A 15,664-nucleotide genomic window follows, 5' to 3' on the forward strand; every position below is an offset into this window, starting at 1 on the left:
CGATCAACCCTCTTCGCTGAGTCTCACCAGCTTCTCGTACTCCGCCGTGGTGCGTTCCTGGATGGCCTCGATGTCCTCGGGAGTCAGGTGCCGGAAGCGGCCCTGCCCCTCGATGTATTCCCGCACGGGCAGGATGGGGTCCGGCCTGTAGGTGAGGCGGTATCTCCCGTACTCGCATTCGTAGAGCGGGAACACGCATGAGTTCACGGCCAGGCGCCCGTACCTGATGGCCTCCTCCGAGGGGATGCGCCACCCCGTGGGGCACACAGAAAGGATATGCAGGTATGCCGGGCCCTCGATGGCGGCGGCCTTCTTCACCTTCTCCATGAGGTCGAAGGGAAAGCTGGGGCAGGCCGTGGCCACGTAGGGGATGTTGTGGGCGATGGCGATCTTGGGCAAGTCCTTCTTCTGGGTACGCTGTCCCTTGGACAGCTTGCCGGCCGGGCTGGTGGTGGTGCTGGCGCCCCAGGGAGTGGCGCTGGAGCGCTGGATGCCCGTGTTCATGTAGGCCTCGTTGTCGTAGCACACGTAGATGAAGTCGTGCCCCCTCTCCAGGGCTCCGGAGAGCTGGCCCATGCCGATATCGGCGGTGGCGCCGTCTCCGCCCATGGCCACGAAGTTTATCTTCTTGGGAGGCAGCTTCCCCTTGCGCATCATGGCCTTCATGCCCGACTCGCAGCCGGTGATCACGGCCGAGGCGTTCTCGAAGGCCACGTGGATCCAGGGCACCTCCCAGGCCGTGGTGGGCAGCGGCGAGGAGACGATCTCCATGCAGCCCGTGGCCATGGCCACGATGGTGTTGCGCCCCAGGGCCTTCATGACCAGGCGGACGGCCAGCGCCTCGGCGCAGCCCTGGCAGGCGCGGTGGCCTTGGGCGAAGAACTCGCCCTTTTCTACCAGCCTCGCCGAATAGACCGAGAACTTGTCCATGCCTTACTCCTCACTCGCGCACGCCGTAGAGCGTGAAACCGGCCGTGTCTCCCGCGGCTGCCTTGGCCTTCCCCCCCAGGATGATGGCCTTGAAATCCTCCACGGTCACGTCCCTGCTCGCCAGCCCCGCCACGTAGTCCACCACCGCCGGCGACTGCGGCCTGCGGCACAGGGCGCTCCTCAGCTCCAGGGCCACCGGGCCGCCGGGACCCCCGAAACTTATGGCGCGGTCCAGCACGATAAGGGCTTCCTTGCCGTCCGCCGCCCTGTAGAGCTCGTCGAACGGGAAGGGGCGCCACAGCCGGATCTTGATCACCCCGACCTTCTCCCCCTGCTCCCTCAGCTCGTCCACGGCGGCCATGGCCGTCTCGCCGAGGGAACCCATGGTCACGATGCAGTACTCGGCGTCTTCGGCCCTGTAGGTCTCGACGGGGTGGTACCGCCGCCCGGTGAGCTCGGCCCACTCCTCCCACGCCTTTACGCAGGTGGCGTAGGAACCTACCAGGGCCTGCTCGCGGGCCATCTGCGTCTCCGTGTATATCTCGGGCATGCCGAAACACCCCATGGAAACCGGGTTGTCCGGGTGCAGGGCTTTCTCCATCTTGAACTCGGGGATGTAACGCTTGATCAGCTCGTCGTCCTCGAAGTCGACGGGCTCGATCATGTGGGTCATGATGAAGCCGTCGATGTTTATGGCCACGGGCAGGCGCACCGCGGGGTCCTCTGCCACGCGGAAGGCCCAGAACACGTGGTCGTAGGCCTCCTGACCGTTCTCCACGAAAATGTGTATCCAGCCGCCGTCGCGCACCATCATGGTGTCGGCGTGGTCGTTCCAGATGGACAGCGGCGCGGAGAGGGAACGGTTGGCCAGGGCCATGACCACGGGGAAGCGCATGGCCGAGGCGATGAAGAATATCTCCGCCATCAGGGCCAGCCCCTGCGAGGCGGTGGAGGTGAAGGTGCGGGCGCCCACGGCGGCGGCGCCGCAGCACACGCTCATGGCCGAGTGCTCGCTCTCCACCGGCACGAATTCGGCGTCCAGGTGACCGTCGGCCACCAGCTCGGAGAGGTGCTCCACGATATGGGTCTGCGGCGTGATGGGGTAGGCGGCCACGACGTCGCAGTCCGCCTGCGCCACCGCCTCCGCTATGGCCAGCGACACCTCTATTCCCCTGCGCTCCTTGGCCATGTCATCCTTCCTCGATCACCATGGTGATGCAGCCTACGGGGCATTCCCTGGCGCAGATGCCGCACCCCTTGCAGTACTCCAGGTCGGCCTCGAAATGCCCTTCCTCGGACCTGTCGATGGCCGCGTCGGGGCAGTACAGCCAGCACACGCCGCAGCGGATGCACTGCTCCTTGTCGACCACCGGCCGGAGCGAGCGCCAGCTCCCAGTCTTGTATTCCCTGGAGCACCCGGGCTCGCTGACCGCCGCCCCTATTTCCAGGTCCTGCCACCTGATCTCTTCCATAGGTCTGGCCACGTCCGCTTACTCCTTTAACACCAGCTCGTTATAGGCTCTTTCCAGGGCCTTCATGTTCTTCTCTCCCAGCTTGGGCCCGAAGCGCTCCAGCATGGGCCCTCGCATATCCTCGACCTCCAGCAGGCCGGTCGCCCTCATGACCGCACCCAGCATGGTGGTGTTCACGATCACCCGCCCCAGCTCTTCCCGCGCTATCTGGTCGGCGTTGACGGTGCCGACCCGGCAGGAGAAACGGCACTCATTCATTATCTCTTCGTAGGACTTCTTGGTGTTGATGATGAGTATGCCGTCCGGCTTCAGCCCTTCCACGGGGTCGATCAGGGTCAGGAGCCCCGAGTCGAGGATGACCACCACGTCCGGCTCGTACACCTTGGCGCGGGCGAGGATCCTCTTGTCGTCCAACCTGCAGAAAGCCACCACCGGGGCGCCCCTGCGCTCGGGCCCGAAGCTCGGGAAGGCCTGGGCGTACATGCCCTTGTTTATGGCCGCCACGGCGAGCAGCTCGGCCGAGGTGACCGCTCCCTGACCGCCCCTTCCGTGAAACCTTATTTCCAGCATGCGTTGATCTCCTACGTACAAGAGACCCGGCTAGCTGTTGCGCCTTGCGTCCCGTCCTGTGTCCCCTGCGGGCCTCGCTCTCCTGGCGAGATTTTTAATATTATATCCGAATCTCCAATCGGTTCAAGTGTATAATTCGCGGGGCGTCATCCTTAATGACCCCGGTCAAGACCCACACCCTCTTAACCCCGCCCGGTTGCGCTCAGCCGTATCGACCATTTATTGACCGAAACGGTTGCCTTGTCCTGGCATCCGCGACGAATCCCGTCTCCTAAACGATTTATGATCTGGATAGGTTACGAGGTAGAAGGAGGGCCGGCGATGGACTTGGAAGAGGTAAAGGCAATTCTTTCCAGCCAGAAGGAGATTCTTGCCGAGAGGTTCAAGGTTAAGGAAATAAGTGTCTTCGGCTCCTACGTAAGGGGGGAAGGAGAACTTGGCGACATAGATATCCTCGTCGAGTTTGGTGAACCTGAAGGCTGGGAGTTCGTGGACATTCTTAAATATCTTGAGGATGTCTTGGGGCGAAAAGGCGCTGAGGCCGCAATTCAAGGAAAAGATAATGAGAGAGGTAGCTTGTACATGAGGGACCGGCCTCAGGAATATCATCTACCACGAGTATTTCGACATCGACCTCTCCATAATATGGAGGATCGTTATGGTGAATCTGCCAGGAACCAAGCCATTGCTAGAGGATTTGATCAAAGGCATTAATCAAGACTGATCAATCAGCCTTTACCCTTAGAACCTCTTGCTTGCTTCATGCATCGATGACCTCATCCCAGAAATAACTTCATCCAAGAAAACATGATCGTAGCACCGCAGTGAATCCAGGCAGTCGACAAGCGTGGACACAGAGATATCAGAGATATATTTGTACAAAATATGTTTCAGGCCGGAGAGAACACTCTCCGGCCTGCTCTTTTGTTCCTGGTGGGGGAGGATGGATTCGAACCATCGAAGGCTGCGCCAACGGATTTACAGTCCGTCCCCTTTGGCCACTCGGGTACTCCCCCGCCACATCTCGAATTCCCTTGCTCCCTATATAGTATATAGCTATCTTTATATCTACTGCGCGTCTTCCGCAATCTATCTACTGCTAATTTCTGCAAGCGCGCCGGACACCTAAATCCCGACGCGGATCCCGGCCTGCATCATGCATGGGCCTGCCTGTCGCTTCGTTTCCACCGCCTACATTCCGTGGGTCACAGTTTTTCCCGGCCGTCCCCGCGTTCAGGGCGACCCGCGACGCCCGCGGCACCCGGCTCAACCGTCCAGGCACCGCTGCAGATTATCGTAAATGGCGAAGACTTTGTCCAGGCCGGTGATGCTGAAGACCTTGAGGATGCTGCGCTTGCTGCACACCAGGCGCACGCTGCCTCCCTCCACGCTTGTCTTCTTGAGCACCGCCACCAGCACTCCCAGGCCGGTGGAATCCATGAAATCCAGGCCGTCCAGGTCGATGACCACGTCGCGCTTGCCCGACTCTATGACCTTGTATACCTCTTCCTTGAACGCGGGCGAAGTGGAGAGGTCCACCTCGCCTTCCAGCTCGATGACCGGTATTCCCGCTACCTCCCTGACCTTCGTGCGAAAAAAGATATCCCCCGTTTCCTTCAATCTTACTCCTTTCCCGAGGTATCCTCTTCCGCCTCGCTCACCTAACATTTAACACGAAACGCCGCCGGCTTATCAAGTTTGAGACGCCCCCGGTTGGGAAAAACTATAGCGTGGCCCGGGAACGGCCGCGGCCTGGCGGCGGAAAGCCCGTGAGGTCACGGCAGGCGCGAACGGGCCCGTGGAGGAAAGCCCGTGAGGTCACGGCAGGCGCACACGGGCCCGCGGCGGAAAGCCCGTGAGGTCACGGCAGGCGCGAACGGGCCCGTGGAGGAAAGACAGGGAGGTCACGGCAGGCGCACACGGGCGCGCGGCGGAAACCAGGCGGCGCCCCGGACACGGGTCGGGACCGTGGAGCCCGGCATACACGAGGCCGCAACAAGGAGTGGCCCTCGGAAGGGGTCGCGGGGCACGGGGCCGGACCGTAGAGCACTGAACGGAACGCGGAACACAGGGAGGTGAGGAAGATGGAAAGGAACGGCGAGGTCGTCCGCCTGCGCCTTCCCGCCGAACCCTTTTCGCGGCAGCTCATCCGCCTGACCGTATACCTCATCGCCAGCCGCATGCGCTTCGACCTCTCCCGGCTCGAGGACCTGCGCCTCGCGGTGGACGAGGCGAGCAACTACGCCATCGCCCATGCCCCCCGCGAATCCTCGCTGGAAGTTGAAATAGATCCCGGGAAGGAGTACCTTGAAATCGTCCTTAAATCGGAGCTGGCCGCGAACGGCGAAACGCGTTCCGCTATACCCGAGTCGTTCAGCCGCATGATCATGGAATCCGTCGTCGACCAGGTGGACCTGCAGAGGGAGGAGGCTGCCTGCCGCATTTCCCTGCGGAAGAAATTACCCGGCTAGGAAGGCTTCACCGAGGCGCATCCTTCCATGAGGAGTCGTTCCGTGAGGGAAGAAGAGCGACGGCAAGAGCGAAGGGAGAGGATCCGGGAGCTTTTCAAGCTCCTGAGAGAGACCGGGGATCCAAGGGTCCGGGACGAACTCATCTCCCTCAACATCCACCTGGTGGAGTACCTGGCCAGGAAATTCGCCAACCGCGGGGAACCCCTCGAGGACCTTCTCCAGGTGGGCTTCGTGGGTCTCATCAAGGCCATCGACCGCTACGACCTGGACCGCGGCGTGGAGTTCAGCACCTATGCCACCCCCACCATCGTGGGCGAGCTCAAGCGCTACTTCCGCGACAAGGGCTGGGCGATCCGCATCCCCCGCCGCCTGCAGATGCGCGACCTCGAGCTCAACCAGGCCATCGACCAGCTCACCCAGGAACTGCACCGCTCTCCCACCCTGCAGGAGGTGGCCGAGCACCTCGATGTGAGCCTGGAGGAGGTGGTTGAGATACTGGAGAGCTCTTACGCCGCCAACTATCTCAGCCTGGACAGCATCTACCTGAACGAAGGCGATGACCGCGGCTTCTGCCTTCTTGACTACCTGGGGGGGGAGGACAACGACTTCTCGCTGGCGGAGGACCGCGACGCGCTGGCCAAGCTTCTCACCCGCCTCTCGGACCGCGAGCAGAAGGTCATTTACATGCGTTTCTTCCGCGGCCTTACCCAGATGGAGATCGCCAGGGAGTTGAACATCTCCCAGATGCACGTATCGCGCCTGCTGCGCAAGATACTCGACAAGCTCCGCGACGACCTGGGTACGGACATGGCGCCCTGAGGGGCCCGCGGGAAGACGACCCCGGGCACCCGGCAGGGTACCATCCGCGGGTTTCTGCTCCCCCTCCCGCTACTCCCAGAGCCGCATCTCCTTCTCCTCCACCCGCAGGGGGACCACCCTCTCGGGGGGGAGCAGGGAGGCGAGCATGACGGCGTTGCGGGGGGCCTTGCCCCGGTAATGGTTGTTGAAGATGGCGTAGGTCCTTTCCGCCCCGCCGTCCAGGGCCAGCAGGCCGGGCACCCATTCCCGCAGCTCGTCCTCGCTGTAGAGGTAGTCGTAGCGCTCCCAGGACTGGCGGTTGCGGTCCCACCATGCCTGGTAATTTCTGCCATGAAAGCGCACGTACCCGATGTGAGAGGTGAGGATGACGTGCGGTTTCACCAGCCCCCTGAGGCGGGGCTCGTCCACGCAGCAGAAGCCCATGCGCAGGTCGCGCAGCAGCTCCACGGTCTCCTCCGTTATCCACCCCTCGTTGCGGAACTCCACCACCAGGTCCCGAGAGGGCAGGAGCTCCCGGAAGAGGCGCAGGTAGTCGCGGTTGGCGGGCGTGTTCTTAAAACCCCAAGGGAACTGGGCCAGCAGGCAGGCGAGCTTCCCGTGATCCTCCAGGGGGCGGATCACCTCGAGAAAACGCCCGAACTCCTCCCGGTTGTCCCGGTATTTATGGGTGAGGCCCTGGTAAACCTTAACGATGAACCTGAAGTCTATGGGAGTCCTACGGGCCATGGAGAGTATGGCGCGTGGCGAGGGCAGGGCGTGCCATGTGCTGTTCACCTCCACCACCGGGAAACGGGACGAGTAGTATTCAAGCATGTACTTCTTATCCTGCCCCTCGGGGTAAAAGGCTCCTTTCCAGTCCTGGTAGCTGAAACCCGCCGTGCCTATATAGATCACGTGATCGCCCCCGAAGGAACAGGTGCGCGCCTTGCGTCCTTATGTAAAGCTCAACATTACCCTTATACTTACTCCCTTGACCGCTTATTCCGGGTATAGGATCGACGTAAGGTTTCAGCGGTGGTTTCAGTTCTTGAGGATCTTCACGTCATCGATGGCCACGTCTATGTAGCTGTATGCGACGCGCTCGTCCACGTTGCGGCGATTCTTGAAGCGGAAAAGGAACACGGTGGGGTAAACCCCCTCGATAACTCCCTCTCTCTCCTCCCAGTGCGTTTTGGGCTTCGACTCCTTGACGGAGATGCGCACGACCTTTCCCACCAGCTTGCGCATGTCCTCCATGATGTCCGACAGGTTCTGGTTCTCGATTCCCGCTGGCTTCATGCTTTCGATCACCTCTATTCATTCCGGGACCGGGAAAGCAAGATTATACCATAACCTTTCCCTTATCTCCACCTACATTCTAACACGATTGACGGAAGATATGGCGGTTTTGTTCCGCCAATTATGCCCTTGCCTCGCTATGGATTTCGCCGCCCTCCCCCTGTTGTCCTTCCACGATGTGCAGAAAAAGCCGCTAAAGGAGCTCGGGGCAGCTCTGATCCGGCGCTTTTATCTCCACGTGGCCATATCTCGATGTAAATCAACACTTTATCCATTGCGACGGTTACGCGAGGGCTGTTCTCGTGGTCTTATCCATTGCGAAGGTTGCGCCGAGGCCGGCGCAGCTTCACTGCAGCCCCTCGAGGGCGAGCAGGGCGTCCTCGAGGCTCTCAACGGGGATGAGGCGGAGGGATGTCTCGACCCCCGCGAGGTCATCCTCGTTCGCCGCCGGGTAGAGGAAGACCTCCGCGCCGCCGGCCTCCGCCGCCCGTATTTTCATGGGTAACCCCCCTACGGGGCCCACGCTGCCGTCCGGAAAAATCTCCCCCGTCCCCGCCACCTTGCGACCCCGGGTGATGTCCTCGGGCGTGAGCGCGTTCACCAAGGAAAGGGCCAGCATCAACCCCGCCGAGGGTCCCTTGACCGCCTCCAGCCGCCATTCCACCTCCACCTCCGACTCGTAGTCGAAATAGTCACGCGTGGATGCGCCGATGACCCACCTTCCCAGCCTGGGCTCCCAGACGGGGGCAAGGGCCACCTTCCTTTCCTCGCCAAGAAGGTTGGAGAGGCCGAGGAGGGCGGAGATGCCTGTCTTGCCGCCTTCCTCCCAGGCGGCATGCAGCTCTTCCTCGTCCATTTTTCGAACCCCGAGGATCACCTCTTCGCCGTGCGGGGCCGCGTCTATGAGCTTTCCCAGCTCCACGGCGTTCCTGACCGCGGCGCCGTTAACGGAGACCACGACCTCCCCAACCGCGAGCTTCCCCTCCGCCGGGTACCCCGCCGCAACCGCGACCACCAGCACGCCTAGCTCCTCCACCTCCACCTCGAGGCCCATCTTCCGCAGGCCCACCACCGCGGCGCTGTTGCGGCTGAGCAGGGTGACCGCCTCGTCCACCCTGTTCTGCCCCTCCACGTCCAGCCCTTCCCCCAGGTATTCCCTCGCCTTCAGCATGTAGCGCTCGTCGCCGAAAAGGTGCGCCAGGTGGTTGAAGAGGCGTGCCTCCCGCAGGCTGACGGAGGTGAGCATGAGCTCGCCCCGTGCCCCGTAAGTGCCGGCTCCCTGCACGGTGATGCCCGACTGCAGGTCGAATGACGGTCCCGGCCCCTCGAGCAGGAACCCCGTGGGCACCGACCAGAAGAGGAAGAGCAAGGGCAAGAGGAAAAGGAGTAGTGCCTTTATGGCCCCCGCCGGTGGCCTGTATCTGCCCCCTTCCTTCCTGGCCCGACCGGGAACCCGGCCACCCGCAAGGAGGCCCGTTCCTCTCCCGGGACCGTACCCGGGATCCCTGCCGGGACCTTTCCGGGGACGCCTCACATGACCACGTCCACCGTTCTCCCGCAACGCCTGCACCTCTTCTCCTCTATGCCCTTGACGGAGACGGCGTACCCGCGCCGTTCGATGAGCAGGTTGCCGCACTGGGGGCAGTAGGTGTGCGAGCCGTCGGCCAGCGCCACGTTGCCAAGGAACACGTAGTACAGTTTCCTGACGGCTATATCCCGCGCCCGCAACAGGGCCGCGAGGGGCGTGGGCTCGATGGTCATCTTGTAGGCGGGGAAGTAGGCGGAGAAGTGGAGGGGCACCTCCGGTCCCAGCCCGTGCACGAAGTCCACCAGGCGCTCGAAGAGCTCGTCGGAGTCGTTGAGGGTTGGGATGACCAGGTTGGTTATCTCCACGTGGATGCCCGCCTCCCGCGCCGCCCGGCAGGTCTCCAGCACCGGCTCCAGCCTGGACTTGCATATCTTGCGGTAGAACTCGGGGTCCATGGACTTGACGTCGATGTTCATGGCGTCCACGTAGGGAGCCAGGCGCGCGAAGGGTTCGGGGTTTATGGACCCGTTGGTCACCAGCACGTTGAACAATCCCTTTTCCCTGGCGAGCTGCGCGCATTCCAGGACGAACTCGTACCAGATGGTGGGCTCGTTGTAGGTGTAGGCGATGCCCGGCGAGCGGCGGCGGACGGCGTCCTCCACCGCGTCGCGGACGGCGAGTTCGCCGGTGGGCGCGTCATCTTCCAGCATATGCCAGTTCTGGCAGAAATCGCAGCGCTGGTTGCAGCCGCGCGTGCCCAGGGAATAGATGGGTTGTCCGGGATGAAAATGGTAAAGGGGCTTCTTTTCGATGGGGTCCATGGAGCGGGCCATGGCCCGCTCGTAGTTCTCCGCGTAAAGCACCCCGTCCACGTTGACCCGCACGCGGCAGAACCCCTTCCTGCCGGGCGCGATGACGCAGTCCTGGGGGCAGAGGAGGCAGTGCACCCGCCCCCCTTCCAGCTTCTCGTAGTAGAGCGCTTCCTTCATCTTCACCCCTTCCCTCCCTGTTCTTCACCCCTTCCCTCCCTGTCATTCTACCCTTAAAAGAGCACCAGCACGAGGTGGGCGATGCCGCCCAGGACAAGGGCGAGGACGACGGTGGACGCGGTGATGAGCAGGGAGTCCCTCGCCCCCAGTTCCCTCCACAGCACCGCCAGCGTGGCCACGCAGGGTATGTAGACGGAGCAAAGGAGCACGAAGGTGAAGACCTGGCCGCGGGTCATGAAATCCAGCAGGTTGGAGCTTTCGCTCACCCCGGGGATGACGCGGGCGGCGAGCACCACCAGCAGCGCCAGGGCCAGCTCCTTGCGCAGGAAGCCCAGGATGAGAGCGAGGAGGGCCACGGCGGGGATCCCCAGCCACCACTCCGCCAGGGGCCTCAGGGGGGTGGTGAGCCTCGCTATCCAACCCGTCTCGTAGAGCAGGCCGAGGACGACGCTACCCGCCACGATGAGGGGCGCCGCGACCGCGAGGAAATCCTTCACGCGCAGCCAGGTCTTCTTGAGCACGTTCGCCAGGGAGGGCGCCCGGAAGGGGAACATCTCCATGACCAGCCCGGCGGACTCCCCCGGCATCACCTTGTTGAGCAGCAACCCCGCCAGCACCACCAGCAGAAAGACGATGGCGAAGAGCAGCAGCGCGTAACCCCATCCCAGGAAGCGGGATACGCCCCCCATGATCACCGCCACCCGCGCGCTGCAGGGGACCAGGACGATGAGCACGCAGGCGATGACGCGTTCCCTGCGCGTGGAGAGCACCCTGGTGCCCATGATCGCCGGGACGTTGCAGCCCACGGCGGAGACGATGGGTATCACGGCGCGGCCGTGCAGGCCCAGGCGGTGCATGAAGCGGTCGGCGAGAAAGGCCGCCGCGTTCAGGTAGCCGCTGTCCTCGAGCAGCGCCAGGATGAGGTAGAAGAGCAGCAGGTAGGGAAGGGCGATCTCCAGCACCGCACCCGCCCCGTCCACGCCCCACTGGATGACCCTGGAGAGGGTCCCGGCGCCGAGCGCGCCGTCCAGGACGCGCCCCAGCGGATCGCTCACCAGGCTCTCCCAGAAGCGGGAGAAGAGGCCGGCAAGCTCCCCCCCGCCCCAGAAGATCGCCGTGAAGACGGCCCCCAGCACCAGCGCCAGCAGGGGTATGCCCGTGCGGAAGGAGGTGGTGTACTCCCACAACCTCTCCCCCGGCAGGGGGCGTTGGTACTCCCGTCGCACCTGCACGCCGGAGGCGATGCTTCCCGCTATGCCGTGCCGTTCCCGCGCGATGATCAGGCTCGCCCTCTCCCCGTGGTCTCGCGCGATCTCCTCCCCCAGCCGGCGCGCGTAGCGTAAGACCTCCTCTCCGCCCTCCTTTTCCTCCATGAGCCTCACCATCTCCTCGTCCTCCTCCAGGAGGAGGATGGCCAGGGCGCGCGGGGGGAGACCGAAGGGGGTCTCCACGCCCTCCTGCTCGATGCGGGCGGCCAGCCTGCGCACGCGGGACTCGATGTCCTCCGCGTAGGAGAAGGGGATGACGGGATAATCCTCGCGGCGCTCGGCCACCTCCACCGCCTGGCCGATCAGCTCGTTCAGCCCGTCCCCCCTGACGCCCACGGTAGGGACCACCGGTACCCCGAGGTACTCGGAGAGGAGCTCCACGTCGGTGTGTATCCCCGCCTTCTCCGCCTGGTCGACCAGGTTCAGCGCCGCCACCACCGGGCATGCGAGGTCCATGAACTGCAGTAGAAGGTAGAGATTGCGCGCCAGGTTGTTGGCATCGAGGATGACGATGACCACGTCTGGCTTGCCCTGCAGGACCCCCCTGCGGGCCACGAGCTGGTCCTCGGAGACCGCCCCCAGGGCATAGGTGCCGGGCAGGTCCATGATGCCCAGGCGGCGTCCCGCGAACTCGCTGAGCGCGAGGTTGAGCTCCACCGTCATGCCGGGATAATTGGCGGTCATCACCCCCATGCCGGTAAGGCGGTTAAAGATGGTGGATTTTCCCACGTTGGGATTTCCTGCCAGCGCAAGCAGGAGCTCTGCGCGTTCGCGCAGTTTCTCCAGTGCCTCCAGCCGCTCGCCCTTCATCCCCTCACCTGCCGGCCGCGGCGCAGGGAACGCACTGGGCGTCGTCCCTTTCCTCGCATGGCATCCCCGCGCTAACGGCTACCGCCGCGGTGGCGCGGTCCCCCTCCCCTGCCCTTCGCCCTTCCCCGACCCTTCCTGGTCCAGATCTTTGAGGCCACCTCCCTGCCCAGCGCGTACTGGGCATCACCTATCTTCACCAGCAGGGGTCCGCCGAAGGGAGCCACCTCCATGACCTCCACGTCGACGTCGGGCATGAGGCCCAGCGAGGCGAGGTACTGCAGGAGGCGAGGCTCTTCCTCCTCCACCCTTGCTATGCATCCCTTCTCGTCGGGTGAAAAATCGCAGAGGGGCTTCACCTCGCAGTCCTCCATGTGGCCGTTCTCGTCGGGAATGGGATACCCGTGGGGACACGTCTCCGGGTTGCCCAGCATCTCGGCCAGCTTCTCCTCCACCTCCGGGGAGATGACGTGCTCCAGACGGCAGGCTTCCCGGTGGGCCGCCTCCCAGTCCAGCCCCAGCATGTCGGTGAGGAAGCGCTCCGAGAGGCGGTGGCGCCTCACCAGCGTCCTCGCCGCCCGCTCGCCCCGCGGCGTGAGGGCGATGATGCGTTTTGCCCTGCCGTAGCCCTTGCCCTTGCCTTTTCCCTTCCCGCCGCCCGCATCGAGGTAGCGCACGTACCCCTCCGCCTCCAGGCGTCGCAGCATGTCCAGCACCGTAGGGGGCGTGAGTTTGAGGTGCTCGGCCAGGCGGGTCGGGGTGAGCGCTTTTTCCTCCCGGCTCAGCTTGAACAGCGCCTCCAGGTACTCCTCCATCTTTTCCGTGAGCATCCTTCCCACCTTCCTTGTCCTTCCTCCTCCAGGCCCTAACGCCGCCCCAACCGCCCGGCATCACGCTGCCGCGCCCCCGACCGCTCCCCGTTCCCCCCGACGTCTTCGCCCCCTTCCCCTGCATCGCCGCCCTTGAACATAAAACGTACCTTCGCATAAACATTAGGCTTATATAACTATAAGACTGCGTTCCCATTAAAGCAATGACTTAAAGAGGGCAAGCTGGATGGAGAAGTGCGGCAACGGGCCCCGTCCTAGAGGAAGCCGCGCTGCCGGAAGAGGGCGACCGCCTTGCGCGCTTCGTTTCGTAATATGGGGTCGGGGTCGTCGAGGTAACCGCGCACGAGCTCCGCCGCCTCCGGCCCCCCTATCTGCCCCAGGGCATAGCAGGCCGCGGCCTTCACCCGTGGATGGGCGGCATGCCTGCGGAGGCTGAAGACCTTCTTGCGCAACAGGTCCATGAGCGGCGCCACCGCGCTCTGCGGCCCCAGCCTGGCGAGCGCCAGGCACGCCGCTTCCTCCACACGGGGATGTTCCTCGCCCACGGGCGCCTTGCCCTGCACTATGCCCAGGAGCGCCTCCACGGAACGGGGGTCGTCGATGGTGCCCAGGCCCCTCACCCCCTCCCGCCGCACGTCCGCCTCCTGGTCGCGCAGGGCGCGCAGGAAATGCGGCAGCAGCGTCGGGTCCCCCGGCGACATCCTGGCCAGCGTGCGCATGGCGTGTGCCCTCACCCCCGGGATGGGATTGTTTTCCACCGACTTGACCACCTCCAACGCCGCGTTCCCCCCCATCATCCCCAGCAGGTCCAGGATACGGACGTAAACCTCCTCCCGCAGGTTGGCCTCCAGGGACTCGCGCAGGGCGGCCAGCATGGGCTCCCCCAGCGAACGCGCGACCTCTGCCAGCTGCGGCGTGACCCTGACCGCCTCCTCTCCCTTGAGGCGGTCCACTATGTCCACGACGGTCAGCGACTGCTCCAGGAAGGGCAGCACCCTGCCCGCAAGCGAGGCGAGCTCTTCGTCGTCTCCGAAGACGTGTTCGGCGAGCGGCCTCCCCACGTCCCACGCGTTGAGCGAGGAGAGCGCGGCCGATGCCGCGCGGGCATCCTGCTCGTCGGGCCCCGTGGCCAGCGCGAGCAGGGCTTCGCAGACGTCCCGGAAATCGCCCGTTCTCCCCTCCAGGAAAAGGTCGCCCGCCAGGCATGCGAGGAGGGACAGCAACCCCGCCTTCACCTCGCCGTTCCCCTCCCTTTTCAGCAACGCAAGCACATGGGGGGCCCTGTCCGCTATCTCCGCACGGCGCCCCCTTTTCCTGAAGTCCTGGTGCATCTCCTGCAGGAAACGGCATGCACGGAGGCGAAACTCCGGGCGGTCGCTTTCGAGGTTGCGGGTGGTGGCGGCGATGATGCGCGCCGCTATCTCCTCCTCGCCCATGTCCAGCAACTTCCCCGCCACCTGGATGACCGCTTCGTCGTCCAGGCCCTCCAGGACGCGCAGCGAGCCGGAAGCGCGTATGTCGCATATGAGGGCATAGGTCTCCATGTCCTTGCCGGCCTGGGGATGGGTGGCGGCCAGCCGCGCGAGCAGCCCGGACGCGCGCAGTCTGCCGGTTATCTCCGCGTGGTACGAGGGGTCGGCCTCCATGTAGATGTCGGCGATGATCTCGTTCAACACGGCCGCGATATCCCGGAAGTCGCCGGGGTCCATGTCCTCCCTCTCGTCCAGGAGACGGAGGTATTTCTCCACCACCTGGTCGGTCAGCTTGAGCACGTTCTCTCCCTCCACCGAGGAGATGATCTCCCGCCTCGTCTGCGGGTCTTTCACCGCCTGCGGCGCCTGCTCGCTGAGCACCTCGACGAGGGTCTCGGGTTCCAGGGCCGCGAGTATCTCCACCATCTCCTCGTTGAGGTTCCTCTTGAGCTCCTCGTCGGCCAGCTTTTCCACCAGCCCGTACATGCGGTTCACGGTATCCCTTATCAGTCGCGCCTTCTCCGGCCCCACCGCGCCCCCCGCGCTCTCGTAACCCATCATCACCGCCTGGAAGGCCGCGTTCACCTTGCGTGGGTCGGAAAGCAGCTCCGCCACTTCCTCCTGCGGAACCTCCACCGCGGGCACGTTCCCCACCAGGAAACGCACGAACACCTCGTCCCGCAGGAGATCCACGGCCTGGGCGGCCGGGGAAGCGGACGTCGCGGAGATCTCCTGGTCCTTGCTCAGGGAGACGTAGATCTTCTCGTCCACCTTGACGTGCGTTATCCCCGCCTCGAGCAGCAACGCTCCCAGGCCCGCCCCCGGGGTACGCTCCGACCTCCTGCGCCCGAATATCTCGAGGAAATCGCGCAGCTCCTCGCCGCTAAGCCCTTCCTCGAAGGTGATGCTCCTCACCTCCCACATGCCCAGGTCCCTGAGGAAGGCCGCGGTGTTGGGACGCGCCTGGTCCTTTTCCTCGAGGCAGAAATCGTTGATCAGCAGTTTTCCTTCCAACTCGCAGAAGGTGATGTTTCCCAGATCGCGCAGGATCGTTTCCATTTCCTCCCGTGCCCTCTTTACCGAGTCCTGTACTATCTCAGAGGTGGGTGGATAAAGATGGTAATTGACCATGGCCGCGTGCAGGGAGCCGAGAACGGCCATGGAGCGAGCGGCGAAATCCTGCGCGCTGGAATCGTCCATCATCGCCCCCGCTTTCCGCCTTCCTGGTTA

At 63.9% G+C, this 15,664-nt stretch carries 15 protein-coding genes, 1 tRNA gene and 1 pseudogene; 4 read left to right on the top strand and 13 right to left on the bottom strand.

From position 1 onward, the window contains the following. Window positions 1–3 precede the first annotated feature (3 nt). Genes H5T73_00885 through H5T73_00900 form a run of 4 tightly spaced genes read right to left on the bottom strand, consistent with a single transcriptional unit; the run spans window position 4 to window position 2,972 of the window. Window positions 4–930 (bottom strand): pyruvate synthase subunit beta, encoded by a 927-nt coding sequence (locus H5T73_00885; protein ID MBC7246321.1) that lies wholly within the window; start codon window positions 928–930, stop codon window positions 4–6. Window positions 931–940: 10 nt separating this feature from the next. After that, window positions 941–2,119 carry a pyruvate ferredoxin oxidoreductase gene (porA, locus tag H5T73_00890; protein MBC7246322.1) on the bottom strand — a complete coding sequence of 393 codons (1,179 nt, stop codon included), beginning with the start codon at window positions 2,117–2,119 and terminating at the stop codon, window positions 941–943. 1 nt (window position 2,120) lies between these two features. After that, the gene (locus H5T73_00895) at window positions 2,121–2,414 is read right to left on the bottom strand and encodes a 4Fe-4S binding protein (protein ID MBC7246323.1); all 294 of its coding nucleotides are present in this window, start codon (window positions 2,412–2,414) and stop codon (window positions 2,121–2,123) included. 6 nt (window positions 2,415–2,420) lie between these two features. Beyond that, a complete protein-coding gene (locus H5T73_00900) occupies window positions 2,421–2,972 on the bottom strand; it encodes a 2-oxoacid:acceptor oxidoreductase family protein (protein MBC7246324.1) in 552 nt (183 codons plus the stop codon). A 321-nt stretch (window positions 2,973–3,293) separates the two neighbouring features. Between H5T73_00900 and H5T73_00905 the strand changes: the two are divergent. Together H5T73_00905 and H5T73_00910 are read left to right on the top strand one after the other, a co-directional pair. Continuing rightward, window positions 3,294–3,497: pseudogene (locus H5T73_00905) on the top strand (nucleotidyltransferase domain-containing protein). A 79-nt stretch (window positions 3,498–3,576) separates the two neighbouring features. Then, window positions 3,577–3,696: a hypothetical protein gene (locus H5T73_00910; protein MBC7246325.1), complete on the top strand. Its 120-nt coding sequence runs from the start codon at window positions 3,577–3,579 to the stop codon at window positions 3,694–3,696. Between the two features lie 207 nt (window positions 3,697–3,903). On the opposite strand, the gene H5T73_00915 is transcribed toward H5T73_00910, so the two are convergent. Both H5T73_00915 and H5T73_00920 read right to left on the bottom strand, forming a co-directional pair. After that, a tRNA-Tyr gene (locus H5T73_00915) sits at window positions 3,904–3,988 on the bottom strand. Between the two features lie 250 nt (window positions 3,989–4,238). Continuing rightward, window positions 4,239–4,592 carry an STAS domain-containing protein gene (locus H5T73_00920; protein MBC7246326.1) on the bottom strand — a complete coding sequence of 118 codons (354 nt, stop codon included), beginning with the start codon at window positions 4,590–4,592 and terminating at the stop codon, window positions 4,239–4,241. A gap of 464 nt (window positions 4,593–5,056) precedes the next feature. On the opposite strand from H5T73_00920, the gene H5T73_00925 reads away from it, so the two are divergent. Further along, the gene (locus tag H5T73_00925) at window positions 5,057–5,443 is read left to right on the top strand and encodes a hypothetical protein (GenBank protein MBC7246327.1); all 387 of its coding nucleotides are present in this window, start codon (window positions 5,057–5,059) and stop codon (window positions 5,441–5,443) included. 27 nt (window positions 5,444–5,470) lie between these two features. Next, entirely contained in the window at window positions 5,471–6,262 is a 792-nt protein-coding gene (locus tag H5T73_00930) for a SigB/SigF/SigG family RNA polymerase sigma factor (protein ID MBC7246328.1), read from the top strand. Between the two features lie 69 nt (window positions 6,263–6,331). On the opposite strand, the gene H5T73_00935 is transcribed toward H5T73_00930, so the two are convergent. The 7 genes from H5T73_00935 to H5T73_00965 all read right to left on the bottom strand — a co-directional run bounded on the left by H5T73_00935 (window position 6,332) and on the right by H5T73_00965 (window position 15,637). Then, on the bottom strand, window positions 6,332–7,156 hold the full coding sequence (locus H5T73_00935; protein MBC7246329.1) for a DUF72 domain-containing protein: 825 nt from the start codon (window positions 7,154–7,156) through the stop codon (window positions 6,332–6,334). 126 nt (window positions 7,157–7,282) lie between these two features. Then, window positions 7,283–7,540, bottom strand: a complete 258-nt coding sequence (locus H5T73_00940; protein MBC7246330.1) for a Veg family protein — start codon at window positions 7,538–7,540, stop codon at window positions 7,283–7,285. Window positions 7,541–7,886: 346 nt separating this feature from the next. Continuing rightward, complete coding sequence (locus H5T73_00945) at window positions 7,887–8,915, bottom strand: PDZ domain-containing protein (GenBank protein MBC7246331.1); 1,029 nt, start codon at window positions 8,913–8,915, stop codon at window positions 7,887–7,889. Between the two features lie 155 nt (window positions 8,916–9,070). Next, window positions 9,071–10,057, bottom strand: a complete 987-nt coding sequence (gene amrS, locus H5T73_00950; protein MBC7246332.1) for an AmmeMemoRadiSam system radical SAM enzyme — start codon at window positions 10,055–10,057, stop codon at window positions 9,071–9,073. Between the two features lie 53 nt (window positions 10,058–10,110). Then, entirely contained in the window at window positions 10,111–12,135 is a 2,025-nt protein-coding gene (gene feoB, locus H5T73_00955) for a ferrous iron transport protein B (protein MBC7246333.1), read from the bottom strand. A 71-nt stretch (window positions 12,136–12,206) separates the two neighbouring features. Then, window positions 12,207–12,962 carry a metal-dependent transcriptional regulator gene (locus H5T73_00960; GenBank protein ID MBC7246334.1) on the bottom strand — a complete coding sequence of 252 codons (756 nt, stop codon included), beginning with the start codon at window positions 12,960–12,962 and terminating at the stop codon, window positions 12,207–12,209. Between the two features lie 254 nt (window positions 12,963–13,216). Next, the gene (locus H5T73_00965) at window positions 13,217–15,637 is read right to left on the bottom strand and encodes a HEAT repeat domain-containing protein (GenBank protein MBC7246335.1); all 2,421 of its coding nucleotides are present in this window, start codon (window positions 15,635–15,637) and stop codon (window positions 13,217–13,219) included. Window positions 15,638–15,664 lie beyond the last annotated feature (27 nt).

It is taken from the genome of Actinomycetota bacterium (assembly GCA_014360655.1).
Taxonomy (GTDB): Bacteria; Actinomycetota; Geothermincolia; order Geothermincolales; family RBG-13-55-18; genus JACIXC01.

Excerpts from the sequence above, each read along its gene's own strand:
- H5T73_00940 (MBC7246330.1), bottom strand. The coding sequence starts at position 7,540 with ATGAAGCCAGCGGGAATCGAGAACCAGAACCTGTCGGACATCATGGAG.
- H5T73_00925 (MBC7246327.1), top strand. The coding sequence starts at position 5,057 with ATGGAAAGGAACGGCGAGGTCGTCCGCCTGCGCCTTCCCGCCGAACCC.
- H5T73_00960 (MBC7246334.1), bottom strand. The coding sequence starts at position 12,962 with ATGCTCACGGAAAAGATGGAGGAGTACCTGGAGGCGCTGTTCAAGCTG.
- porA (MBC7246322.1), bottom strand. The coding sequence starts at position 2,119 with ATGGCCAAGGAGCGCAGGGGAATAGAGGTGTCGCTGGCCATAGCGGAG.
- feoB (MBC7246333.1), bottom strand. The coding sequence starts at position 12,135 with ATGAAGGGCGAGCGGCTGGAGGCACTGGAGAAACTGCGCGAACGCGCA.
- H5T73_00885 (MBC7246321.1), bottom strand. The coding sequence starts at position 930 with ATGGACAAGTTCTCGGTCTATTCGGCGAGGCTGGTAGAAAAGGGCGAG.
- H5T73_00900 (MBC7246324.1), bottom strand. The coding sequence starts at position 2,972 with ATGCTGGAAATAAGGTTTCACGGAAGGGGCGGTCAGGGAGCGGTCACC.
- H5T73_00930 (MBC7246328.1), top strand. The coding sequence starts at position 5,471 with ATGAGGAGTCGTTCCGTGAGGGAAGAAGAGCGACGGCAAGAGCGAAGG.
- amrS (MBC7246332.1), bottom strand. The coding sequence starts at position 10,057 with ATGAAGGAAGCGCTCTACTACGAGAAGCTGGAAGGGGGGCGGGTGCAC.
- H5T73_00965 (MBC7246335.1), bottom strand. The coding sequence starts at position 15,637 with ATGATGGACGATTCCAGCGCGCAGGATTTCGCCGCTCGCTCCATGGCC.